General features: G+C 72.4%; 16 protein-coding genes. 11 read left to right on the plus strand and 5 right to left on the minus strand.

Translation table 11 applies throughout. From position 1 onward, the window contains the following. Window positions 1-65 precede the first annotated feature (65 nt). The 3 genes from ACZ4UX_RS27310 to ACZ4UX_RS27320 are packed head-to-tail and all read left to right on the plus strand — an operon-like array spanning window position 66 to window position 3414. On the plus strand, window positions 66-992 hold the full coding sequence (locus ACZ4UX_RS27310) for an adenosine kinase (RefSeq protein ID WP_465708638.1): 927 nt from the start codon (window positions 66-68) through the stop codon (window positions 990-992). Then, complete coding sequence (locus ACZ4UX_RS27315; protein WP_465708639.1) at window positions 989-2482, plus strand: GMC family oxidoreductase; 1494 nt, start codon at window positions 989-991, stop codon at window positions 2480-2482. The genes ACZ4UX_RS27310 and ACZ4UX_RS27315 overlap by 4 nt, the downstream gene beginning before the upstream one ends. Continuing rightward, on the plus strand, window positions 2479-3414 hold the full coding sequence (locus ACZ4UX_RS27320) for an aldo/keto reductase (protein WP_465708640.1): 936 nt from the start codon (window positions 2479-2481) through the stop codon (window positions 3412-3414). Before ACZ4UX_RS27315 ends, ACZ4UX_RS27320 begins: the two co-directional genes overlap by 4 nt. 145 nt (window positions 3415-3559) lie before the next feature. Here ACZ4UX_RS27320 and ACZ4UX_RS27325 read toward each other — a convergent pair whose 3' ends face one another. Together ACZ4UX_RS27325 and ACZ4UX_RS27330 are read right to left on the minus strand one after the other, a co-directional pair. Next, window positions 3560-4855 carry an extracellular solute-binding protein gene (locus tag ACZ4UX_RS27325; protein ID WP_465708641.1) on the minus strand — a complete coding sequence of 432 codons (1296 nt, stop codon included), beginning with the start codon at window positions 4853-4855 and terminating at the stop codon, window positions 3560-3562. A gap of 152 nt (window positions 4856-5007) precedes the next feature. Continuing rightward, the gene (locus ACZ4UX_RS27330) at window positions 5008-7284 is read right to left on the minus strand and encodes a carbohydrate-binding module family 20 domain-containing protein (RefSeq protein ID WP_465708642.1); all 2277 of its coding nucleotides are present in this window, start codon (window positions 7282-7284) and stop codon (window positions 5008-5010) included. 715 nt (window positions 7285-7999) lie between these two features. Between ACZ4UX_RS27330 and ACZ4UX_RS27335 the strand changes: the two genes are divergently transcribed. Further along, the gene (locus ACZ4UX_RS27335) at window positions 8000-11485 is read left to right on the plus strand and encodes a carbohydrate binding domain-containing protein (protein ID WP_465708643.1); all 3486 of its coding nucleotides are present in this window, start codon (window positions 8000-8002) and stop codon (window positions 11483-11485) included. Window positions 11486-11583: 98 nt separating this feature from the next. Here the strand turns inward: ACZ4UX_RS27335 and ACZ4UX_RS27340 are convergent, their stop codons facing one another. Together ACZ4UX_RS27340 and ACZ4UX_RS27345 are read right to left on the minus strand one after the other, a co-directional pair. After that, window positions 11584-12639 (minus strand): substrate-binding domain-containing protein, encoded by a 1056-nt coding sequence (locus ACZ4UX_RS27340; RefSeq protein ID WP_465708644.1) that lies wholly within the window; start codon window positions 12637-12639, stop codon window positions 11584-11586. Window positions 12640-13334: 695 nt separating this feature from the next. Continuing rightward, a complete protein-coding gene (locus ACZ4UX_RS27345) occupies window positions 13335-13808 on the minus strand; it encodes a hemerythrin domain-containing protein (protein ID WP_329485275.1) in 474 nt (157 codons plus the stop codon). Between the two features lie 186 nt (window positions 13809-13994). On the opposite strand from ACZ4UX_RS27345, the gene ACZ4UX_RS27350 reads away from it, so the two are divergent. From ACZ4UX_RS27350 to ACZ4UX_RS27360, 3 genes are all read left to right on the plus strand, one after another. Beyond that, window positions 13995-14888, plus strand: a complete 894-nt coding sequence (locus ACZ4UX_RS27350) for an SDR family oxidoreductase (RefSeq protein WP_465708645.1) — start codon at window positions 13995-13997, stop codon at window positions 14886-14888. 301 nt (window positions 14889-15189) lie between these two features. After that, window positions 15190-15546: an STAS domain-containing protein gene (locus ACZ4UX_RS27355; protein WP_465708646.1), complete on the plus strand. Its 357-nt coding sequence runs from the start codon at window positions 15190-15192 to the stop codon at window positions 15544-15546. Window positions 15547-15963: 417 nt separating this feature from the next. Beyond that, complete coding sequence (locus tag ACZ4UX_RS27360) at window positions 15964-17166, plus strand: polysaccharide lyase (RefSeq protein WP_465708647.1); 1203 nt, start codon at window positions 15964-15966, stop codon at window positions 17164-17166. A 58-nt stretch (window positions 17167-17224) separates the two neighbouring features. Here ACZ4UX_RS27360 and ACZ4UX_RS27365 read toward each other — a convergent pair whose 3' ends face one another. Further along, on the minus strand, window positions 17225-18397 hold the full coding sequence (locus ACZ4UX_RS27365) for a LysR family transcriptional regulator (RefSeq protein WP_465708648.1): 1173 nt from the start codon (window positions 18395-18397) through the stop codon (window positions 17225-17227). Between the two features lie 1081 nt (window positions 18398-19478). Between ACZ4UX_RS27365 and ACZ4UX_RS27370 the strand changes: the two genes are divergently transcribed. The 4 genes from ACZ4UX_RS27370 (at window position 19479) to ACZ4UX_RS27385 (ending at window position 23765) form a co-directional block, all read left to right on the plus strand. Then, on the plus strand, window positions 19479-19937 hold the full coding sequence (locus ACZ4UX_RS27370) for a DUF4142 domain-containing protein (protein WP_465708649.1): 459 nt from the start codon (window positions 19479-19481) through the stop codon (window positions 19935-19937). Between the two features lie 68 nt (window positions 19938-20005). Further along, window positions 20006-21391, plus strand: coding sequence for a DUF1996 domain-containing protein (locus ACZ4UX_RS27375; RefSeq protein WP_465708650.1), 1386 nt, complete (start codon window positions 20006-20008; stop codon window positions 21389-21391). A gap of 134 nt (window positions 21392-21525) precedes the next feature. After that, window positions 21526-22332, plus strand: a complete 807-nt coding sequence (locus ACZ4UX_RS27380) for a hypothetical protein (RefSeq protein WP_465708651.1) — start codon at window positions 21526-21528, stop codon at window positions 22330-22332. After that, a complete protein-coding gene (locus ACZ4UX_RS27385) occupies window positions 22329-23765 on the plus strand; it encodes an NADH-ubiquinone oxidoreductase-F iron-sulfur binding region domain-containing protein (protein WP_465708652.1) in 1437 nt (478 codons plus the stop codon). The genes ACZ4UX_RS27380 and ACZ4UX_RS27385 overlap by 4 nt, the downstream gene beginning before the upstream one ends. Window positions 23766-23890: the final 125 nt, after the last annotated feature.

Here is a 23890-nt window from a genome sequence, read left to right on the forward strand (position 1 = left end):
GGCCCACCACCGGGTCGGGGCCCACGGCCACCGCCACCCGGACCCTACGTCCGAGAGGAACACCCATGAGCACCGAGACAGACGTCCTCGTCCTGGGAGGCGCCGGTGTCGACACGATCGTGTACGTGCCCGAGCTGCCGCTCCCGTTCGCCGACAGCTACATGGTGCCCAGGATCGAGATGCGGGCAGGCCAGACCGGCGACTTCGTCGCCCTCGGCCTGAGCGCGCTGGGCCTGCGCACCCACCACCTCGACATGATCGGCGCCGACCACGCGGGCGACCTGATCCGGGCCCTGCACCGCGACCGGGGGATCCCGCTCACCGAGGTCCCGCTGCCGGGCGGCACCAAGCGCGCCGTCAACCTGGTCGGCCCCGACGGGCGGCGCCTGTCGCTCTACGACGACAGCCGCTCGCACGAGGCGGACCGGCTGCCCGAGGAGACCGTCCGGGCGCTGGCCGCGGTGAGCCGCCACGCGCACGTCTCGATCACCTATCCCTGCGCCTTCGCCCTGCCGCTGCTGCGCGAGGCCGGCCTGACCGTCTCCACCGACCTGCACAACTGGGACGGCACCAACCCCTACCACGAGCCGTTCGCCCACGAGGCCGACGTCGTGTTCGTGTCCACCACCGCCCTGGCGGACCCCGAGCGGACCATGCGGCAGATCGCCGAACGCGGCCGGGCCCGGGTGGTCGTCGCCACCGCCGGCGCCGAGGGCGCGTACCTGCTCGCCGACGGGGAGATCACCCACGTGCCGGTCGTCACCCCGCCCGCACCGGTGATCGACTCCAACGGCGCGGGCGACGCCTTCGCGTCGGGCTTCCTGCTCGGCTGGCTGTCCGGTGAGCCGGCGGCGCGCTGCGCCCGGTACGGCGCGATCGCCGGCGCCTACGCCTGCACCGTGCCGGCGACCGGCACCGACTCCATCGGCCGGGACGCACTCCTCGCCCGCCTCGCCGAACTCGACGCCGCGGCAGCGGGAGCGGGCGCGTGACGGGCACACCGGCCGGCTACGACGTGATCGTCCTCGGCGGGGGAGTGGCCGGCTGCGTGCTGGCGGCCCGTCTGAGCGAGGACCCGGACCGCACCGTCTGCCTGGTCGAGGCCGGTCCCGACTTCGGCCCCGACCGGCAGGACTGGCCGGCGAAGGTGCTGAACGCCCGCGCCCTGCCGCGCGAGGAGGTGTGGGAGCGCCACGCCCCGGCGCACCGCATCCGCGCCCGCGTCCTCGGCGGCTCCTCCTGCATCAACGGCTGTTGGAACACCTGGGGATCCGAGGCCGACCACGCCGAGTGGGCCCGGGCCGGCGGTCCGCGCTGGACGGCCGCGGCGCTGGAGCCGTACCGCCTCGCGGCGGTCGAACAGATGGGCCTGCGCCGGGTACCGGAGCGCGAGTTCTCGCCGTGGAGCCGCGCCGCCCTGGCGGCGGCCGCGGAACTCGGCTTCCGGGAGGTGGACATGGGCACCCCGGGCGGGCCCGGCTACGGCACGCCCCTGCTCAACGCCTTCGACGGAGTGCGCCACAACGCCGCCTTCGCCTACCTGGACGCGGCACGCGCGAGGCCCAACCTGACCGTCCTCGCCGGCGCCGCGGTGGACCGGCTGGACATCGGCGCCGGCCGGGTCCGCGGCGTCCGCGTCGACATCGGCGGGAGGCACGAGACCCTGGTCGCCGACGCCTACCTGCTGGCCTGCGGCACCTTCGGCTCGCCCGCCGTGCTGATGCGCAGCGGGGTCGGCCCGGCGGACCACCTGCGGACGGTCGGCATCCGCCCCGAGATCGACCTCCCCGGCGTCGGATCGAACCTCACCGACCAGCCCGGCGTCTTCGTGCCGCTGGCGCCGACCGACGAGCTGAACGCGGCGCTCGCCGCGAAGGAGGCCGACGGCGACCTGTACGTCAGCCGGATGCTGGTCCGGGCGGCCGGCGAACTCTGCCCGGACGACTCCTGGGACCTCCACATCCTGCCCGTCGCCGGCCCGCCGCTGTTCGGCAAGCTCCCACCGGGCCGGTACGAGGCGGGCATCTCCGCCTTCGTCATGAAACCGGCCTCGCGCGGCACCGTGCGGCTGGCGTCCGCCGACCCCGCCGCGGCCCCCGAGATCGACCCCGGCTTCCTCACCGACGAAGGCGGCCGCGACCTCGCCGTCCTGCGCTCGGGCCTGGAGATCGTCGAGCGGATGGCCGCGACGGCGGCCCTGAAGCCACTGGCCGGTCCGGTCCGGGGCCACCCCGCCCGGGACCTGTCCGACCAGGACCTGCGCGGCCGGCTCGGCACCTACTGGCACCCCGTCGGCACCTGCGCCGTGGGAGCGCCGGACGACCCCCTGGCGGTGGTCGACGGCGAGGCCCGGGTACGCGGCGTGGCGAACCTGCGGATCGTCGACGCCTCCGTCCTGCCGACCGTCCCGGCGGCGAACACCCAGCTTCCGGTGCTCGCCGTCGCGGAGATGCTGGCGGACCTGATCGGGGGAGCGGCATGACCGGGGCCACCGCCGACCGCGTCCTGTACGGATGCATGGGCCTCGGCGGCAGCTGGGACGACAGCCCGTACACGGCGACGGACATCGACCACGCCGAGGCGGCGGTCGGGGCCGCGCTGGACGCCGGGATCACCGCCTTCGACCACGCCGACATCTACCGGTACGGCAAGTCCGAGGCGGTCTTCGGCGAGGTGCTCGCCCGCACCCCCGGCCTGCGGGAGCGCATCACCCTGCAGACCAAGTGCGGTATCAGGCTCCCCGAAGGCGGGCGGCCGGGCCACTACGACCTGCGGGGGCCGAGCATCCTCCGACGGGTGGAGGAGAGCCTGACCCGGCTGCGCACCGACAGCCTCGACGTGCTGCTGCTGCACCGGCCCGACCCGCTGGCCGGCCCGGAGGAGATCGCCGAAGCCCTCGGCTCGCTCCACCGGCAGGGCCTGGTACGGCGGTTCGGCGTGTCCAACATGAGCGCCGCGCAGATCGCCCGGCTCCAGTCGGTGCTCGACGTGCCCCTGGTCGTCAACCAGCTGGAGATGAGCCTGGACCGCCGGGACTGGGTCGAGGCCGGCGTCCTGGTCAACACCTCCGCCGCCGCCTCGAACGGCTTCCCGCACGGGACGGTCGAGTACTGCGTCGCCCACGGGATCCGGCTCCAGGCCTGGGGCGCCCTGGCCCGGGGCCGCTTCACCGGCAGCGAGCCGACGCCGGCCGGTGAACTCGTCGGCAGGCTCGCCGAGCGCAGGGGGACGACGCCGGAGACGATCGTGCTGTGGTGGCTCCAGCGCCACCCGGCCGGCATCGCGCCGGTCATCGGCACCGCCCGCCCCGAACGCATCGCGGCCTGCCGCGACGCCGTGCTGCGCGAGCCGGAGCTCAGCCACGAGGAGTGGTACGAGCTGTGGATCGCCGCCCGCGGCGCCCCGCTGCCCTGATCCGGCGCCGGTCCGGTCCCGCGCGGCCCTGACACCGCGCGGGCGGAACGAACCCCCGGGGCTCGGGCCCCGGGGGTTCGTTCGACGGGTCGGCGGTGGGGCGCCACCCGGCGGGAGGCTCCGCGACCGGGGGCCTCCCGCCGGGTCAGGGCGTGCCGTAGCCGGGGAGGAGCTTCGCCGCCTCGGTCACGACGTTGGCGAGGCCGGTGCGGGTGTCCTCCTGGCCGGAGAGGATCTTGACGAGTTCGGTGTCGAAGGGTTCGTAGAGCAGCGTGTACTCGGCCAGGGCGGGGCGGGGCCTGCCGGTGGGCAGCAGTGCGTGGAAGGCGGCGAGGCCGGGGACGGCGTCGACCTCGGGGGTGTAGGCGTCGTCGCGGGTCGGCAGGGTCGCGTTCTTCGCGGCGGCGAACGCCTGGGAGCGCGCCGAGGTCATGAAGGCGACGAACTTCTCGGCGGCCGCGCGGTGCGCGGTGTCGGAGGCGGCGTTGACGACGAGGTTGTGGCCGCCCAGCGGGGCACCGGGCCGGCCCGCGGTACCGGTCGGGACGGCGGCGATGCCGAGGTTGGCGCTGTCGGGGAACGCGGTGCTGCCGAGGAGGGCTGCCGTGTCCCAGGGCCCCTGGATCACCGCGGCGGTCCTGCCGTCGCTGAAGGCGTCCATCACGGTGGCGTAGGCGTCGTCGCCGGTGTCGGGCTTCGCGACGCCGGGAGCGGCCAGCAGGTCCCTGAGGGTGTCGATCCCGGTGGCGGCCGCAGGCGAGCCGGCGGTGATCCGCTTGGCCGCGACGTCGACCAGGTCGGTGCCCTCGCCGTACAGGAACGGCATGGCGTAGTAGTCCTGGGGGATGAACGCGAATCCGTCCGCGCCGGTCCGCTCCTTGATCCGGGCGGCGTCCGCCTTGAGCTCGTCCCAGGTGGCGGGTGCCGCGCCGAGGCCGGCCTTGGCGAAGAGGTCCTTGTTGTACATCAGCGCCAGCGTGTCGGTGACCTGCGGGATGCCGTAGAGCTTCCCGTCGTAGGTGGCCTGCTCGATCGCCGTCGGCAGCGTCTTCGCCCGGTCGGCCGCGGCGGCGGTGCCGTCCAGCGGCGCGAGGTCGCCGGACCTGGCGAGGTCGGGCATCCAGCCGACGTACGCCCGCAGCACGTCGGGGGCGTCGGTGGTGCCCTTCGCCGCTTTGAAGTCCTCCCGGGCCTGTGCGAACGGGACGTTGTCGTAGGTGACCTCGATACCGGGGTTCGCCTTCTCGAAGTCCGCGACCAGGGCCCGGTAGGCCGGGGCCTCCCGCTGGGCGTCGGAGGTGTCCCACCAGGAGATGGTGATCGGTCCCGCACCGGCCGGCGCGGGCCCGGCGGCGCTGCCTCCGGCGTCGCAGCCGCTCAGCGCGGTGAGGGCGGTGAGGACGGCCGCGGTCAGGGCGAGGGTCACGGGGGCACGGCGCATAAAGGGAAGGTCCTTGCTCGGGTGGGGGAGGAGGGCGCCGCGCAGGCGCCCGGCGTCCGGGTTCTGCACGGGGCCCCGGGAGCACCGGCGGAGAGGACGGCGGGTGCGGTGCTCACACCCGCCGTCCTCTCCGCCGTGCCGCGGGCGGCGGGTCAGGGGCGCCAGGTGTCGTTCAGCGTGACGTTCCCGCTCGCCGGGACGGTGGCCGTGTGGTTGGCCCCGCTCTCCCAGGTGACGTTCCCGTTCGCGTCCTTGCGGATGTACTTGTACTCGAAGGCGGTGCCGGCGGCCATGGCGACGTCCAGCTTCCACACCGGGTAGCTCGCCGGGGAGAGCGGCAGCGCGGCGCCGGTGTTCCAGTTGCCGAGCGCCGCGGTGTTGCCGACCAGGTAGACGCTCTGGCCCGTCGCGGTGGTGGCGTTGACCGCGAAGGAGGCACCGGCGGTGGAGGGGGTGGCGGTGGCGCTGGGGGTCGGGCTGGAGGTGGCCGTGGCGCACGGATCGCCGCTGCCGACCACGCCGTCCTTCACCGTGACGGCGCCGGTGCGCAGCGCGTAGTTGTTGCCGTTGTTGTTGTCCCAGGTGCCGGCGCCGTTGTTGAAGGTGGCGGCGAGGCCGGTGGCGCCGCCGAGGTCGATGCTCTTCTTCACCCAGCCGGTGCAGGCGGGGGTCATCGCCACGCCGGGGACGGTGGTCCAACTCCCGCCGTTGGGGGCGTAGTGGAGGTTGTAGGCGGGCCAGTTCCGGTCGGTGCTGTAGAAGACGGTCGTGCCGTCGGCCGGCGTGGTGCTCGGGGACGGGCTGCCCGAGGGAGTGCCGGACGGGCTGGTGGACGGGCTGGTGGAGGGGCTGTTGCTCGGGCTGGGCGTGGTGCCGCCGACGCCGGTGCGCAGGGCGACGGCGTCGCCGGGCGGCACGGTGGCGGTGGCCTTGCCCGAGGCGTCGACGGTCACGGTGGTGCCGGTGCAGGCGCCGGTCGCGGTGAGGTCGCCGTGGATGACGTCGCAGTAGGTGCCGGCGGCGAGGCCGGTGCTGAAGGTCTGGGTGACGGCGGTGGAGCTGTTGTTGATCGCCACCCAGGCCTTGTTGCCGCGGCTGAAGGCGATGGCGTTGTTGCCGTTGTCCCACCAGTTGGCGACGGCCTGGCCCTGGGCGGCGTTGTGCCAGCCGACCATGTTGGCGATGCCCTGGTTGCGGTCGGTGCAGGTCCAGGTGTTGTTGGAGCAGTTGGTGTCGGTGACGAAGCCGTTGGCGTCGGCCGGCGGGGAGTCGTCCCGGTTGCCGAAGCGGAAGCCGGAGTAGACCTGCGGGGTGCCGTAGCCCCAGGCGAGTTCGAAGACGTGGGCGAGGTTGTACTTGGCGCCGCTGTTGTAGGTGAGCGTGGTCTGGTCGCGTTCCAGGTCGTGGTTGGTCACCATGACCGCGGACTTGTCGCTCGGTTCGAGGCCCCAACTCTGCCCGAACGTCTTCAGGTTGGCGATGTTGCCGTTGAACTGGTCCTTGAGCTTGAAGGCGTAGGTGAACTCCAGCACGCTGCCGTTGCCCTCGAACGCGGCGGGTGCGAGCTGGCCGCCGCTGCCGGGGAAGATCTCCTGGTAGATGTAGGGCCGTCCGCCCCAGGCGGTGTCGTGCACCCGGGAGAGGATGGCGGCCATGTCGGCCTGCGCGACGTGCTTGGCCGCGTCCACCCGGAAGCCGTCCACCCCGGCGGCCACCATGCTGTTGAGATATCCGGCGATCTTGCCCCGGACGGAGTCCGACTCGGTGTTCAGGTCCGACAGCGAGAGCAACTGGCACTCCTGGACCTGCGCGACGCTGTTCCAGTCGTTGATGCCCAGGTCCGCGTTCGGGCACGGGGGCGAGCCGTGGAAGTCCGCTCGGCCGTACGGGATGTCGTTGTAGGTGTACGCGGCCGGGTTGAAGGCCGCGCCGCCGTAGGAGCTGCCACTGGTCTGGTTGACGCCCGCGGTGTGGTTGAGCACCGCGTCGGCGTACACCTTCACACCGGCGTTGTGGCAGGCCGTGACCATGGCCTTGAACTGGGCTTCGGTGCCCATCCGGCTGTTCAGGGAGTAGGAGACCGGCTGGTAGACCTCCCACCAGGGGTGGGCACCGTTCAGCTTGATCGAGTCGGCCGGCGGGGCGACCTGGACCGCGCCGTAGCCCTTCGGGCCGAGGACGTCGGTGCACTCCGAGGCGACGGACTTCCAGTTCCACTCGAAGAGGTTGGCGATCACGTCGCCGCCGTTCGGCGTCGCCGCGGCCTGCGCGTCGCCCTGGAAGGCGAGCGGCAGGACCACGCCGGCGACCAGGGCCCCGGCGGCGAGCAGGCCGACCGGTCCGCGTCCGGTGCGCGCCGACCGGTCCGGGCGGCGCCCCCAGCGTTCGGGCCGTTCCTCGGGCCGGGATCTGCGGGTCAACTCGTTCATGGACAAGCTCCGTTAGGTGGGTGGAAGGGGGTGTTCGACGGCATGCCGGACACGTCGGGCGTGGAGCCCGGAACGGCGCGGAGAGGCAAGGCGGGCACGGCCGGGGCTCGGAAGCCGGCTGTCGTCCGGGTACGAGCGGCAGCCCGGTGCGGCAGGACGTTCTGCGGGCCGTGGGGATCCCGCCAGGAGTTCCGGCGGGCCGGCCGTCGCACGGACGCGGGGGTGGGCGTCCGGCTGTACGGCGGTGCGGGGCGCCCGGAGACTTTGGGGCGGGCGGTGGAGGATGCGAGACGACCATCCCGCCCTGGGGCGGGATCGTCAAGAGCTCGTGCAATGTCGTACATGAATTTGCTGCAAACCTTTTCAGATTGGATCTCCCGACGGCGGGTCACCAAGCCGGCGGCAGAGCCCTGGTGAGCGTGGGCCGCTGCCGCGGGTGTGCCCGGGATGTTCCGCATCGGCGCGCCACCCCGGGTGCGGCGTCCCGAACGGCTCCCCGGGCTCGGGCCGGCGCCGGGCGCGAAAGATCCGGCCGCGGAACGGAGGGATTTGTGGCGCTATGCCGGCGTTCACAGGCGGCCGGGAAGCCTTTACAGCCCGGTCATGCGTCAGTAACCTCCTGGAAGCTCTTGCAGGTTCTTGCGCAAGTGCCCCCACCCACCCCCTGCCGCAAGGCAGTCCCCACCGCCTGCGGCCATGACCGAGGGACTCTCCCTTGACCAGACGAGCACGGCACCGGCGGCGCTCCACAGTCGCCGTCCTGACAGCGGCGGCGGCCCTGACCGCCGGTCTGCTGTCCACCGCTCCACTCGACACCGCCGCGACCGCGGCGACGACGGCCAGTACGGCCACCGGCAGCAACACCGCCACCGTCTTCTACTACACCAAGACCCACAACTGGTCGACGTACAACCTCCATTGGGCTCCGGACGGTGGTAGTTGGACCACCACGCCGGGCACCGCCATGCAGGCGGCCTGCACCGACTGGGTGAAGAAGACCGTCGACCTGGGCAGCGCCAGCGGCCTGCAGGCGACGTTCAACAACGGCGCCGGCACCTGGGACAGCAACGGCGGCAAGAACTACGCCCTGGGCACCGGCACGGTGGTGGTCAAGGACGGCGTGATCGCCCACAGCGACCCGTGCGGCGCCGACAACGGCGGCGGCAGCGCCTCGCCCGGCCCGGCCCCGAGCCAGTCCCCGGCGGGCGCGAGCACGACGGTCTACTACTACACCAAGTCGCGCAACTGGTCGGCCTACGACCTGCATTACGCCCCCAACGGGGGCACCTGGACCACCGTACCGGGCGTCGCGATGGAGGCGGCCTGTACGGACTGGGTGAAGAAGACCGTCGCCCTGGGCACCGCGAACGGACTGGCGGCCACCTTCAACAACGGTGCCGGCAGCTGGGACAGCAACGGCGGCAAGAACTACGCCCTCGGAACGGGCGTGGTCACGGTCAAGGACGGCGTGGTCGGCAGTGCCGAGCCGTGCGGCACCGACGGCAGCCCCGGTCCCAGCCCCAGCGCGAGTTCGAGCCCGAGTACCTCCCCCTCGCCGTCGACCTCCCCCTCGTCCTCGGCGTCGCCGTCCTCCTCGGCGTCCCCGTCGCCGTCCGGCAGCAGCACCCCGCCGGCCGGGAACAGCGCCACCGTCTTCTACTCGACCGCGGCGGTGGGCTGGAGCACCGTCAACCTGCACTACGCCCCGACGGGCGGGGCGTGGACGGCGGTGCCCGGCGTCGGCATGGAACTGGCCTGCCCGGGCTGGTTCAAGCGCACCGTCCCGCTCGGCTCCGCGACCGGCATGGCGGCCACGTTCAACAACGGCCTCGGCACCTGGGACAACAACAACGGCAACAACTACGTCGTCCCGGCGGGCATCAGCACCGTGCAGAACAGCAAGGTCACGGCGAACACCGCCGACCCGTGCGCGGGCGTCAAGCCGGACACCACCGCGCCGAGCGTGCCGGGCTCGGTGAACGCCTCCGCCACCGACACGTCCGTCGTGCTGACCTGGGAGCCGTCCACCGACGACACCCGGGTGACGGGCTACCAGATAACCCGCACCGGCGGCACCAAGGGCACCTCGGTGATCAACGCCGGCTCGACGGTCTACTCCGACACCGGCCTGGAGGCGCGCACCGTCTACACCTACACGGTGAAGGCCCTGGACGCCGCCGGGAACGTCTCGGCGGCCTCGGCCGCCGCGGTCGCCACCACCGGTGACGCCCCGCCGCCCGCCAAGGCCGGCGAGATGATCGGGACCGACCCGCGCAAGGACCCGATCTACTTCGTGCTGACCGCCCGGTTCTACGACGGTGACACGTCCAACGACCGGGGCGGCAACCAGAACGTCGCCTCCGGCAACGCGGCGAACAACGACCCGATGTTCCGCGGCGACTTCAAGGGCCTCGTCCAGAAGCTCGACTACATCAAGGGCCTCGGCTTCTCCGCGATCTGGATCACCCCGGTCGTGCTGAACCGCTCCGACTACGACTACCACGGCTACCACGGCTACGACTTCTACAAGGTCGACCCGCGCCTGGAGTCCGCCGGGGCGTCCTACCAGGACCTGATCAACGCCGCCCACGCCAAGGGCGTCAAGATCTACCAGGACGTGGTCTACAACCACAGCTCCCGCTGGGGCGCCAAGGGCCTGTTCGTGCCGACCGTCTACGGCGTCCGGGACTCCCAGTGGTCCTGGTACTACGACGAGAAGGAGGCCGGCTTCGAGTACGACGGCCTGACCATCGACCCGAAGACCGGCAAGTCGTACTACAACGGCGACCTCTGGTCCTCCACCCAGCCCGCCGGCCAGACCTGCGTCGGCTGGGGCACCCCGACGCAGTACAAGAGCCCCGAGGGCTACACCATCTACAACTGCCAGTGGCCGAACCCCACTTCGGGCATGTTCCCGTCCAAGTACTACCACCAGTGCTGGATCGGCAACTGGGAGGGCGAGGACTCGCGCTCCTGCTGGCTGGCCGACGACCTCGCGGACTTCAACACCGAGAACGCCGAGGTCCAGAACTACCTGATCGGCGCGTACAACAAGTACATCGACATGGGCGTCGACGGCTTCCGCGTCGACACCGCCGTGCACGTCCCGCGGGTCACCTGGAACCGGCGCTTCCTGCCGGCCATCCAGCAGCGCGTCACGCAGGACTGGGGGCCGGCCAAGGCGCAGAACTTCTTCGTCTTCGGCGAGGTCGCCGCGTTCGTCAACGACAAGTGGAACCGCGGCTCTGTCAACCACTCCGCGCAGTTCTACACCTGGAAGGAGCGCAAGGACTACACCAGCAACGACGTGCAGGCCGCGCTCGACCAGTACAACTACGAGGAGCAGCTCGGCACCGGCAACCAGCCGACGTCCACCAACGCCTTCCTGGACGGCAACACCTACCACGCGCCCGACCACTCGAAGTTCTCCGGCATGAACATCATCGACATGCGGATGCACATGAACTTCGGTGACGCGCACAACGCCTTCAACAACGGCAAGGACTCCGACGACTCCACCAACGACGCGACCTACAACGTGGTGTACGTCGACAGCCACGACTACGGGCCCAACAAGTCCAGCGTCCGGTACACCGGCGGCACCGACGCCTGGGCCGAGAACATGGCCCTGATGTGGACCTTCCGCGGCATCCCGACCCTGTACTACGGCTCCGAGATCGAGTTCCAGGCCGGCAAGCAGATCGACTGCGGCCCGTCCTGCCCGCTCGCCACCACCGGCCGGGCCTACTACGGCGACCACGTCGAGGGCAGCGTCACCGCCTCCGACTTCTCGGTGGTGTCGAGTGCGAGCGGGGCGGTGGCCACCACGCTGCAGCAGCCGCTGGTCAAGCAGGTCCAGCGGCTCAACCAGATCCGCCGGGCGGTTCCCGCCCTGCAGATGGGCCAGTACTCCACCGAGGGTGTCAGCGGCGGCGGCATGTCCTTCAAGCGCCGCTACACCGACGCCACCAGCGGGGTCGACTCCTTCGCCCTGGTCTCCGTCACCGACGGCGCCACCTTCACCGGCATCCCCAACGGCACCTACAAGGACGCCGTCTCCGGCGACGTCAAGGTCGTCGCCGACGGCACCATGGCGATCGCCGCCCCCGGGAAGGGCAACCTGCGGGTCTACGTCCTCGACCTGGGCGGCAAGAACGCGGCCCCGGGCAAGATCGGCACCGACGGTCCCTACCTGAAGTAGGGGAGGGTCGAGGCAACGCTCCACCAGCTGTGGTCGCCGGGTCGCCCGGCGGCCACAGCCTGCTTCGCGGCCCGGGGGCGCCCGGTGGGGGAGCGACGTCAGTGGCAGGTGACGCTGCTGCTCTGCCAGGTGGTGGCGTTGACCATGGTGGTGGGGGCGAAGGCCTCGGCGGGCATGTCCTTGCCGTTCTTGAGCTTGTCGTACAGAGTCTGGACGGCCAGGGCGCCGACGTCCTTGCCGTTGATGAACAGGGCGGCCTTCATGCCGGTGGGCCTGCCGCCGGCCCAGTTCTTGCAGGCGAGGTAGGCGCCGAGGCCCACCCCGATGACCCGGTCCGGGCCGATGCCGGCGTTCTCCAGCGCGGTGACGCCGCCCTGGACGTTCTCGTCGTTGCAGCCCCAGACGACCCAGTTCCTCACCCCGGGGTTAGCGGTCACGGTCGCGGCGATCCTGTCCTGGGCGCCGGTCGGAGTGTTGTCGGTGGCGACGTCGATGTTCTGGACACCGGCGCTGGCGCCGGCGGCGAAGGCCTCCTTGGCCGCCTTGACGCGGTCGGTGCAGACGGTGACGTCCTGCTTCCAGGCGGAGATGGTGCGGGTCTCGGCCGGGTTCCAGCCGGCCTTCCTGAACTCCTCGGCGGCCCGCTTGCCGACCTCTCCGCCCATCTGGGCGCCGGAGAAGCCGATCCGGGGCACCAGGTTCTGCTTCGCGCAGGTGGCCGGGTCGGGGCCGGTGGCGCAGATCTGGTCGTCGGAGGTGAGCAGCGCGACCTTGGCGTCCCGCGCGGCCTGGACCACCTGCGGGCCCACCGCCGGGTCGGGGACGACGACGATCAGGCCGTTGGTCTTCTGCGCGATGGCGGACCGGACTTCGCTGACGGTCCTGTTGGCGTCGCTGCCGAGGTTGACGATCCTGAGGTCGACGCCGAGCTCGGTCGCCTTGGCCCTGGCGCCCTCGGCCTCGCCGACGAAGTACTCCTGGTCGCCCTGCTTCTGGAGGTAGGTCATGGAGATCTTCCCGCTGACCGGAGCGATCGGGGCGTCCGCCCCCGAGGCCGAGGTGGACTCCTGGCCGGTGGAACAGGCACTGCTCAGACCCAAGGTGAGCAGGAGGCCGGTGGCGGCCACGGCTCGGCGTTGGGGCGTGGTGAACATGACGGCTCCAGTGGGGGACGCGCGACTCTGCGCGGAAGGAGGGGTGCGTCGCAGGCCGGTAGGGCGGCCGGGCTGCTGGTGGTGGGAAGTCACGACGACGGGGGTAGGTGGCCGGACCCGAGGACCGGGCACGAGAGGTGCCCGGCGGAGGGGTGGGTGCCGGGCGCACACAGACGGAACCATGACAACAGAAGGAAACGGAATGCAACAGGTTCCGACGTGCAGTGACATGGAAGACCCTCATGCCGACGAGCGTCAAGGGATCGGACGTGAAAGAGATCGCTTTGACATGCCGTCACGGTCTGTCGGGGGATGCTTCCGGGGGCCTGGCGGGGGTGGCCCGCCCGAGCCGTAGGATCCCCCGCGCGCACCGGCACGATTCCCCCGAGTGCCGTCCCACCAGCGGAAAGCCGACAGCCCGGTGGGCCCTTGACCGGCGGCCCACCGGGCTGCTGCTCTGCTCCTCCGCTCACCAGGAGGCCCGGCGCCGGCGGGCACCACACGCCGGGCCGGAAGAGCGGAGAGGCTCCGAGGACGGCCTCCACCGCGTCCCCCCGGATGCTCACGGGCGGATGTTCGTTTTCACCACACGATCCCCCGTGAACGAACGGGTCACCGCCACGCCCTGGCAGCGGAAGCGGCGGAACCTCTCACCGTCGACGGGACGACACGCTCCCCTACCCCTCGCGCGCCCGTCACGCGGTGGCGCTGGGCACCTTGAGGGGGTCGCGGGTGGCGGACTTCTTCGCCTCCTCCAGCTGTTCGCCGAGTTCGACCAGGCGGTTGCGGCCCATCGCCTTGCGGACCTCGGGGAACCACTCTTTCTCCTCCTCCTCGACATGGTGGCGGACGTTCTCCATCAGCACCGTCATCTTCGCGTCGAACCGCTCGTCCTCCGGGTCCATGCCGGCCAGCTCGGAGAGCATCCACACGACGACGTGGTGCTCCTCGACGCTCTCCAGCACGTGGTCCTTGGTGTCGGGCGCGGCCTCGCGGGCGGCCGGGTAGAAGACCTCCTCCTCGATGACGGCGTGGACCGTCAGCTCCTCGATCACCTGGTCGGCGATCCGGCGCTTCTCGGCGAAGGCCCGGTCGCCGGCCTTCTCGAAGGCCTTGAACAGGCTCTCGACGGTCTTGTGGTCTTCCTTCAGCAGCACGATCGCGTCCATGCGCGTTCCTTTCCGGGGTAGACGGCCCGTGGTCGGGCGCACGTGTACCCCGTGCGCCGCCGCGGACACCCGGGCGGCGCACGGACCACCCGCACGGCCCGTCCCACCGCGCGAACGCCCCCGCGGGGGGCCAGACTCGCCCCGAACCCGACGCACCCACTCCGAAGGAGCACCGGATCCGCCGTGATGAGCGACCAGCACACCCCTCAGGACCCCACCTCCCAGCAGCCGCAGCCGCCGTTCCCCGAGCAGTCCCAGCCCCACCCGGGCAGCGGTGAGAGCATGCGCCCCAGCCCCGACCACGGGGAGGACAGCTACCGCGGCGCCGGCCGGCTGGCCGGCCGCGTCGCGCTGATCACCGGCGGCGACTCCGGCATCGGCCGCGCCGTCGCCCTCGCCTTCGCCCGCGAGGGCGCCGACGTCGCCTTCTGCCACCTCCCCGAGGAGGAGGCCGACGCGGCGGAGACCACCCGGCTGGTCGAGGACGCCGGGCGGCGCGCCCTCGCCGTCGCGGGCGACCTGCGCGACGAGGACTTCTGCGCCGAGCTGGTGGCCCGCTGCGTCGACGTGTTCGGCCGCCTCGACATCCTGGTCAACAACGCCGCCTACCAGATGTCCCAGCCCGACGGCCTCGCCGCGATCACCACCGACCAGTTCGACCGGGTGATGAGGACCAACCTGTACGGGATGTTCTGGACCACCCGGGCCGCCCTGCCCCACCTGCGCGACGGCGCCTCGATCATCAACACCGCCTCCGTCCAGGCGTACAAGCCCAGCCCCCACCTCCTGGACTACGCCATGACCAAGGCCGCGATCGTCGCGTTCACCCAGGGCCTGGCCGGGCAGCTCGCGCCCGACGGCATCCGGGTGAACGCCGTCGCGCCCGGCCCGGTGTGGACGCCGCTGATCCCGGCGACGATGGACGAGGAGAAGGTCGCGCACTTCGGCGAGCAGTCCCCGCTCGGCCGCGCCGCCCAGCCCGCCGAGATGGCCCCCGCCTACGTCTTCCTCGCCTCCCAGGAGTCCTCGTACATCACCGCCGAGATCGTCAACGCCACCGGCGGCACACCTCTGCCCTGACCAGCGGGGCCCCGGCCTCCGGACACCCGGGCTCGCGGAGGCCCGGACGGCGGACGGCCGCATCCGGTCGAGTCGGACGGGTGTGCGGCAGCGTGCCCGCGGGTGGACGGCAGGCCCGCCGCCACCGCCGCCGGCCCCGGCGGGGATCGCCCACCCCGGAGCCGGCAGGCGCCGCACACCCCGCCCTCGATCACCGACGAGACGGGGCGGTGGACAGAGGCTTCGCCGGATCACCAGCGGCCGGACCCCCTCTAGGATCGTCGTGTCCATTCGATGCGAGACAGCGGAAAGAGGGGCCACCGTGAGCGATACCCCAGGGCGTGAGATCGCGGCCGTCGTCCGGGAGACCGGTACCGGGCCTGTGATCGAGGTCTCGGGGGACCTGGACATCGACCAAGTCGACGTCCTGCATGCCGTGTTCAACCGGGTCCTGCTCCGCACCCCGGCCCCGTCCGTGGTGCTCGTCGACCTGTCGGCGGTCCCGTTCTGCGATTCCAGCGGCCTCAACGAGCTGCTCCGGGCCCGCCTGCAAGCCGAGCAGCGCGGGACTCTCCTGGCTCTCGCCCGCCCCTCGCACCAGGTGGTCCGGCTGCTCGACGTCACCGGCACGGACCAGGTGTTCGAGGTGACCGGGGGGCCGCCGGCGCGCAGCGCCTGAGAAGGGTGGGGCCGGAAGAGGCGGCCTCGTCGCTGGGGACGGCGACCGGAGCGAGGGCTGACTCTCCCACGGTTCTCCTCGGGCGTGCGGGTGGGTCCGCGCCCGGTGGCGCGCTGCGCACCGACCGGGCGTCGTCCTGTGCCAGGGGGAGTACCGAGCGAGAGCCCCGGCCCGCGGCTTGGCCGGTTCGTTACCTCGGATGGTCCGACGGGCGACCGGTGGGCCGGAGGCCAGCGATAACGCGTGGGTAACGGGCCGGGACGGGGCGGCGAGACCCGTCTCTTACCGGTAGTCGGCTCTCACCGCATATGCCAGGCGTGTCCGGAGAGAGCTGGGTGCGGGGGTCCGCGTCACCCTCCCCGGCGTGGGTCCCCGCACCGCACCGCAGCCGTCACTCCTCAGCTCCAAGGATGGTCCATGTCCCAGCGTCACAGTCGCAGCCGTCGGGCCGCCGTTCTTCTGACGGCCGTCCTGGCGGTGGGCGGCGTGTCCGTCGGCCCCGTCGCGGCCGCGGAGTCCACCACCGTCCCTTTCGGCGACGGTTTCGAGTCCGGCAACACCGGCGTGTGGCCCCGCGAGGGCATCGACGGCAAGGGCTCGGTGGACGTCGTGGCGGCGCCCGGTGGCCACGGCGGCAGGGCCGCCCGGTTCACCATGCCGGACCAGGGCAACTCCTACCGCGCCGAGATCGCCACCAGCCGTTTGCCGTACGGCAGTTACCGCTACACCTTCGCCAACTACCTGCCGCAGGACTGGACGTCCTTCGACGCCCAGACCATCGTGTCCCAGTGGCACGGCGGGGAGGGCACGATCCCTGCCGTCGTCCTCGCGGTCAAGGCGGACAGGTGGCTGATGCTCGTCCACTGGACCGAGGGGGCGGGTCCCCTGAACGAGGCCAGGTACGACCTCGGGCCCGTACGACTCGGCCACTGGAACCAGTGGTCCTTCGACATCACCTGGTTCACCGCCACCACACCCGGTTCCCTCGCCGCCCGCCTCGACGGCACCCAGGTGGGCTCCCACCAGGGCCCCAACGACTACAGCCGGACCACGAACGCCCCCCACCGCGACACGGCCCCGTATCACAAGATCGGCCTGTACCGGCCGAACTGGAAGGCCGAGAAGGGATACGTGAACGGCGGGACGCCCCCCGTGGTCATCTACTACGACGACGTCTCCATCACCTCCATCTCCCCGGCCGCCGGCAACCCGACGGCCGCACCGACCCCCGCCGGACCGGCTCCCACCATGCCCTCCTCTGCCGCGCCGCCGCCCGTCACCACCGCGACGCCCGTACCGTCACCCCCGCCCGTACGGCCCTCCGCCTCGGAGCCGGCGCAGGAGTCCCCGTCGGTCCGGACCCCGGCCGCCACGACCGGAGCGGCAGTACCCGGGACGGTGTCGCCCACCCCGTCCCCGACCGTGGGCGACGCTCTCGCCCAGGCGGACACGGACACGGACCGGGACAACCACGACTACGTCCTGGCGCACACCGGCTCCTCCAGCCGCACCCCACTGGTCGTGGCCGCCGGCAGCACCCTGCTCATCGCCGGACTCCTCCTCGGCTACCGGCTCCGGATGAGGAGCGCCACCCGCCGGACCCACCGAAAGGCGCACTGACCACCGCCCGGAGGCTCCGCCCTCGGCGCGCGGAGCCCCCGGGTCCTCCCCCCCCGGGTCAGGTGCGCGCCGGGCGCGGCCCCCTGCCGTACTGAAGGGCCCGTTCGAGCCGGCGCTCGATGGCGGGGGCCGCGGCGGGCAGCGGTTCGACGGGGCCGTCGGTGGCTGGTGGGTGCCCTTCCCGGGGTGGGACGGCCCCGGACGCCACGGCGGGGAGGGCGTCATGGCACGGCCGGCCGATCACTTCGTGCTGCTCCGACCGGCGGCTCTGAGGGGGCGATCGGCGCTTGACGGCACCTCCGCCGCCGCGTCCCCGGGGCGTCGACCGGTCGTGCTCCGGCGCCCGGGTCACCTCCCGCAGGAGTGGCAGCAGCATCTGCTCGTACGCCGTCAGCGGCCGGGCCAGGGTCCAGTTGACCGTCACCGTGCGGGCCTCGGGCGCGGGGCTGACGGCCAGTTCGGCCAGTACCCCGTGCCGGAGTTCGAGCCGGACCGACCGGCGCGGCACCAGCCCCACCCCGAGGCCGATCCGCACCCCCTCCTTGATGCCCTCGGTGCCCCACAGGTCGAGGGTCGGTGCGCCGGCCAGCTCCCAGCTCTGCAGGAGGTCGGTCAGCTGGCGGCGCGTCTGCGACCCGCACTCCCGCAGTAGGAAGGTCTCGTCCGCCAGGTCGGCGGGGGTGAGCTCCTGGCCCGCCAGCGGATGGTCGACCGGGCAGATCAGCGTCATCTCCTCGCCGAGGAGCGGTTCCGAGCGGTACCGGCCGCCGGGTGGCAGCGGGACGCCGGTCAGCGCGATGCCGGTCCGGCCCTCCTCCAGGGCCTCGGCGAGTTGCCCGCCGGTGCCGACCGCGACGCTGAGCTGCAAGGCCGGCTCCCGGCGCCGCAGTTCCAGCAGGACCGACGGCAGGAAGTGCCCGCCGATGGTGCTGGTGCTGCCGATCGTCAGCGGCTCCCCGCCCAGGAGCGCGGCCGCCTGGACGGCATGGACGGCCTGGTCCGCCAGCGTCAGCACCTCCTTGGCCTGCGCCAGCAGGACCGTGCCCGCCAGGGTGGGGCGGATCCTCGGGCCGGAGCGGTCGACCAGCTGGGTCCGCAGGGCGATCTCCAGGTTCTGCACCTGTTTCGAGACGGACGACTGACTCAGGAACAGGACCTGGCTCGCAGCCGAGAACCCCTCGCATTCGATGACCTGAACGAAGATCGCCAGTTGGTTGAGGTTGAGTCGCATCGTGGCCTCGCTCGCGTCCGGAGGTAAGGGACACAGGGGCGGCGCGGCGCCTCGCGGGCCTGGCCGGTAGGGCAATGTACCGTGCGACGGGCCGCGTCACGGCGGAGTCGTCTTCTTCGGGCGGCCGGATCGGGGTGGCGGCGCACCCGTCCTGGGCCTTCTGAGCTGCCCCGGCGTCCGGTCGGACGGGTTGCGGGAGCCTTCGCGGGAACGCGGGCGACCTCTTCCGGAGGGTAAAGAATGGGAAAAGGAGCGGGACGAAACCTCGTTTCGCGCCTCTCTTCCTCACGACCGGCCCGACCGTAGGCCGGCAGTTCCCGGGAGGAGATCCGGTGCGCCCGAGCCTTGGTGGTCGACCGGCCACGCATTCCCCGTCCGACGCTCCCACGCGGCGGACACCCGCCCCACTCGCGACACTCGCCCTACTCGCGCCACCCGGCCGCCGACGCCGCGCGGCCCGGCGCCCGTCGCAGGCGGCGCCGTCGAGGCACCACACGGAAGAAGTCGCCATGCATACGCCGACCCTGCCCGGTGACGATCCCGGGGAGCCGGTCCCGCGCCGGCCGCCCGAGCCCGCCGACCGTGCCCGGCGGTCGGTGAGTCCTGTCCGCGCCTGACCCCCTCCCCGCTCTCCTTTCCAGATTCCGTGACGTTCGACCGGGACCTGCGACCGCGGAACTCCGTCCGCCGTCGATGAATTCTCCCACTGACGGACCCGCGTTTCGTCGAGTGTTCACCGCGGCCACCGGCCGTCCTCAACCGATTCCGGTGGCGGGCCGGCGTGCTCGCCCAGTCCGGCATGATGAGGAAACCCGATGTCATCTTCGAGGAAGAAGCGCGGACCCGGAAAGGCTCCCCTGGGTATTCCCAAGGTGAGCCGGCTTCCACGCTCGTTCGCCACTCTTCTCGTGATCGTGGCCATGATTTCCACGGCGGCGGCCCTGGTGGTCCCCATGGTGCGCTCCGCGGGCTCGTACCGCAGTCCCCGGGCGGACGAGGTACCGGGGACGCTGCAGACCCCGACCGGGCCGCTGACACCACTCGACCGGGACTTCGTCAAACGGGTCAGACTGGCCGGGCTGTGGGAGATCCCGGCCGGCCGGATGGCCCTCGCCAAGGGCGGCAGCACCGAGGTCAGGACCGCCGGCACCTGGTCGACGGCCACACGGAACTCGACCGGGCCACCCTGGACACTGCCCGGACCCTGGGCCTGGAGGTACCCGACCAGCCCTCCGCCCAGCAGCAGGCCTGGCTCAAACAACTGAACGACGCCCAGGGCGCCGAGTTCGACCGGCAGTTCGCGAACATCCTGCGCAGTGCCCACGGCCAGGTCTTCGCCGTCGTCGCCCAGGTACGCGCCAGTACCCAGAACTCCACCGTGCGTGACCTGGCGACCATGGCCAACTCCACGGTGCTGGACCACATGACGGTCCTGGAGGACACCCGGCTGGTGAAGTTCGGCGACCTCACCGGTCCGCCGGCCGCCACGTCCCCGCCGGCCTCGGCGCCGGTCCCGGCGCCCGCCGGAACCCAGCGTTAGACACCTGCAGCAGAAGAGACCGTCCACGGCCTGTCCGACAGGCCCGATCCCGTTTCGAGGGTGCGATGATGAAGGTCCACAAACGTGGCAGGTCACGACGGAGGGCACTGGCCCTGCTCCTGGCCGGGGTGCTGGCCGTCAGCGGCGTGTCCGTGCTCGCCGCCGCGGCGTTCGCCGGCCAGCGGCCCTCGCGGTCGCAGCCGGCCGCCGTCCAGGTCGGTACGGTCGCTTGCGGCGATGTCGGTGCGGCCCTGGCCGCGGTGCCGGAGGACGCCCAGGAGGACGTCGACCGGGACCTCGCCGACCTCGACGTCCAGGTGGCGGACGCCTACCAGACCCTCGCCGAGCCCGGATCCGGGGGCGGCGAGCAGAAGGTGATGGGCGCGCTGGCCGAGAAGCGCTCGACCACCCTGCGGAACCTGTCGGCCAAGGCCGGGCCGGACTCCGGGCTCCCCACGGACCTCACCGGGCTGGCGAACTGCTCGATCCGGCGCGACCTGGTGGTCGACGCCTCCACCCGTGACTACGCCCCGGCGGGCCAGAACGGCACGGCCGAGGTGAAGGGTCCGAGCGCGAAGCAGCCCGCACCCGGCCGCGGCTACGTGGACATCAGGTCCGTCTCGCCGAACGTCGTCAAGCCCACCCGGACCGGCCCTGCCACCGGTACCTTCACCTCGCAGTGCGGGCGCAACGGGAACCGCCACCTCAACCCCGACAACGTGATCGTGGCCCCCGGCGTGAGCAACGGAGCCCACCACATGCACGACTACGTCGGAAACCGCGCCACCAGCGCGTTCTCCAGCAACGACAGGCTCGCAGCCGCCGGCACCACCTGTTCCGACGGGGACCAGTCGGCCTATTACTGGCCGGTGCTGCGGCTGCTCGACGGCGCCCAGGAGAGCGACTTCCAGGCGCCGGGCGGCGGTAGGGACCGCAACCGCGGCACCATCCTGCAACCGGCCGAGGTCGGGATCACCTACAGCTCCCCGAACGGGAACAGGGTCCAGCCGATGAAGCGCTTCCTGCGGATCATCACCGGCGACGCCAAAGCCCTCACCAACGGACCGGTCAACGCGCACGCCTCGTGGAGCTGCACCGGGTTCGAGGACCGGCAGCTCGTCGACAAGTACCCGGTCTGCCCCGGCGGCAGCCGGGTGGTACGGACCCTGAAGTTCCCCGACTGCTGGGACGGCAGGAACATCGACAGCGCCAACCACCGCTCCCACACGGCCTTCTCGAACGCGAGCGGCGGCTGCCCGAAGAACTTCCGGACGATCGCCCAACTCGTGGAGCGGGTCACCTACGAGGTGCCGTCCGGGGTCCGGATCGCCGTCGACAGCTTTCCCGAGCAGCTCCACAACGCGATCACCGACCACGGGGACTTCATCAACGTGATGGACCAGAGCCTGCTCGACCAGATGGCGAGCTGCGTCAACGAGGGACGCCGCTGCTGACGACCGCACGGGCCGCCACCTGGGTTGCCACCGGGGCGGACTCCGGCGCCCCGCGCGGCCCGCCCCGGCGCCGGCCCGACCCGGGCGGCACACCCCACCGGACCGCAGTACGCACGAAGCAGGAGGACACAGGAATGTCGACAGGGCAAGGACGCCGGTCCCGGCGTTCGGCCGAGGGGCCGTCGCGGGGCCGCCGCGGTGACCAGGCGGCGGACCGCGCCACCGGGGACCGGCCCGAGGCGGGCGGCCGGACCGCGGACACGGTGTGGTCGTTCCTGCCGCTGCTGGCGGTGGCGCTGGGCGTGACGGCCGTGGTCGTCAACGGCGCGCTGCGGGCCTTCCTCGGGGTGGCCGCCGGGGTCCTCGCCCTGGTGTCCTTCTCCGCGGCCGTCCTGTGGGGCCTCGCGGCGACCGACCGGCTGCTGCTGCACCCGGTGCACCGGCTGGCCGCGCAGGCGGTGCACCGGGCGATGGGCGTCGCGGGTGTGGTCTTCCTCGTCCTGCACGTCTGGATGAACCTGATCCAGGACCAGATCGGCGCGCTCCCGGCCTTCGTGCCGTTCGCCGACCCGCACCGGCCGGTCATCCTCGGACTCGGTGTCCTGGCCGGCTACCTGCTGCTGGCCGTGGCCCTCGGCGGGGCGGCCCGCGGGGTGCTGGCCAGGACCGGCGAGGCGAGCCGGTGGCGGATCGTGCACATCTGCGCCTACCCCGCCTGGGGCGCCGCGCTGGTGCACGGGCTCAACGCCGGGCGGCTGCCCGCCCCCTGGGTGTCCGTCCTCTACACCGTCGCAGTGGCCGGCGTGGTCGTCGCGCTCGGGTTGCGGCTGGCCTTCCAGGACCGCGGTTCGCCGCGCCGGAGCACCGTCCCGGTCCGGCCCGAGACGGACGGACGGCCGCCGGCCGGCACCGGATCCGCTCGGCGGTGGTCGGACGGATGACCGGCGCACCCATCGCCTGGCTCGGCCGGCCCGTCCTGTTCGCGGGCCTGGAGCACGACCAACGGCTGGACTACCGCTCGCACCTGCTGGTGCACGACCGGCTGACGACGATGCCGGCCGACGAACTGGCCGACCTGGCCGAGAACGTCAACCTGCGCGGCCGGGGCGGGGCCGGCTTCCCGTTCGCCAGGAAGATCCGGGCCGTCGTCAAAGCGGCCGCCCGGCGCAAGGGCCGCCCGGTCGTGGTGGTCAACGGTACGGAGGGAGAGCCGAGTTGTCTGAAGGACGCCGCGCTGCTGCTGCGCACCCCGCACCTGGTGCTGGACGGTGCGCTGCTGGCGGCCGCCGCGCTGGACGCGGAGCAGGTGGTGCTCGGGGTCACCCGGGTCGACGTCGAGCAGTCCCTGCGGCAGGCACTGGCCGAACGCAGGCTCACCAGGCCGGCGGTCAGCGTCACCCGGCTGCCCGAGCGCTTCGTCTCCGGCGAGGGGAGCGCGCTGGCCCGCGGCATCACCAGCGGAATCGCCCTCCCGCGCGGCGGCGGTGTACGGACCAGCGACAGCGGGGTCGGGGGCATGCCGACCCTGCTGTCCAACGCCGAGACATACGCGCAACTCGCCGTCGCCGCCCGGCTGGGGGCGCTGCCCTACCGCGAGGTCGGCCTTCCGTCGGAGCCCGGGACGGTCCTGCTCACCCTGGCCGGCTCCCAGGTGGTGGAGACGCCCACCGGCGTCCCGCTCGCCGAACTGCTGGCGATGTTCGGCCTGGAGATCGGACAGGGCGTCCTCGTCGGCGGCTACCACGGCAAGTGGCTGACCCCCGCGGCGGCCGCCGCGGCGGTGGTGTCCCGGGAGTCCTTCCAGAGCCTCGGCGGGGCGCTCGGGGCCGGTGCGATCCTGCCGCTGCCGTACACCACCTGCCCGCTCGGCGAAGCGCTCCGGGTCGCCCGCTGGATGGCCGACGAGACGGCCGGCCAGTGCGGCCCGTGCTATCTCGGACTGCCCGCCCTGGTCACAGCGCTGGAGGAGGTGGTGCGGGGCGGCGGCCGGGCCGCCCTGGAGGTGGTCGAGACCCGGATGAAGGCGGTCACCGGACGCGGTGCCTGCAGCCACCCGGACGCCGCCGCCCGGTTCCTGGCCTCGGCGTTGCAGGTCTTCGACGAAGACCTGCAACTGCACTCCTACCAGTACGGCTGCGGCCGCTCCGTGCAGGGCGTCCTCCCGATGCCGGTCATGGAGAGCGCCGGCAGCATCGTCGTGGACTGGACGCTCTGCGAGGCCCATGGCCTCTGCACCAGCGTCCTGCCCGAAGTGATCGGCCTGGGCGCGGACGGCTTCCCCGCCGCCGGCGTCATGGCCGTCCCGCCGCGGCTGCTCCAGCAGGCGGCCCGGGCGGTCGACCGCTGCCCCGCGCTGGCACTGCGCATCCAGTAGCGAGCGCCGTCCGGCGTCGCGCCGGCCGCGCACCCCGCCTCCCGCGTCACCCCGGACCGCCCCCTTCCCCCCACCTGACCCGCGATTTCCCGAAAGCCCAGGCTCCACCGATGGAAAGGCAAGGA

The sequence above is a fragment of the Kitasatospora sp. NPDC028961 genome (genome assembly GCF_055564815.1).

Coding starts and splice junctions, on each gene's coding strand:
- ACZ4UX_RS27365 (WP_465708648.1), bottom strand. CDS start 18,397: ATGCGACTCAACCTCAACCAACTGGCGATCTTCGTTCAGGTCATCGAA.
- ACZ4UX_RS27320 (WP_465708640.1), top strand. CDS start 2,479: ATGACCGGGGCCACCGCCGACCGCGTCCTGTACGGATGCATGGGCCTC.
- ACZ4UX_RS27340 (WP_465708644.1), bottom strand. CDS start 12,639: ATGTTCACCACGCCCCAACGCCGAGCCGTGGCCGCCACCGGCCTCCTG.
- ACZ4UX_RS27330 (WP_465708642.1), bottom strand. CDS start 7,284: ATGAACGAGTTGACCCGCAGATCCCGGCCCGAGGAACGGCCCGAACGC.
- ACZ4UX_RS27350 (WP_465708645.1), top strand. CDS start 13,995: ATGAGCGACCAGCACACCCCTCAGGACCCCACCTCCCAGCAGCCGCAG.
- ACZ4UX_RS27375 (WP_465708650.1), top strand. CDS start 20,006: ATGAAGGTCCACAAACGTGGCAGGTCACGACGGAGGGCACTGGCCCTG.
- ACZ4UX_RS27360 (WP_465708647.1), top strand. CDS start 15,964: ATGTCCCAGCGTCACAGTCGCAGCCGTCGGGCCGCCGTTCTTCTGACG.
- ACZ4UX_RS27385 (WP_465708652.1), top strand. CDS start 22,329: ATGACCGGCGCACCCATCGCCTGGCTCGGCCGGCCCGTCCTGTTCGCG.
- ACZ4UX_RS27345 (WP_329485275.1), bottom strand. CDS start 13,808: ATGGACGCGATCGTGCTGCTGAAGGAAGACCACAAGACCGTCGAGAGC.
- ACZ4UX_RS27325 (WP_465708641.1), bottom strand. CDS start 4,855: ATGCGCCGTGCCCCCGTGACCCTCGCCCTGACCGCGGCCGTCCTCACC.
- ACZ4UX_RS27380 (WP_465708651.1), top strand. CDS start 21,526: ATGTCGACAGGGCAAGGACGCCGGTCCCGGCGTTCGGCCGAGGGGCCG.
- ACZ4UX_RS27310 (WP_465708638.1), top strand. CDS start 66: ATGAGCACCGAGACAGACGTCCTCGTCCTGGGAGGCGCCGGTGTCGAC.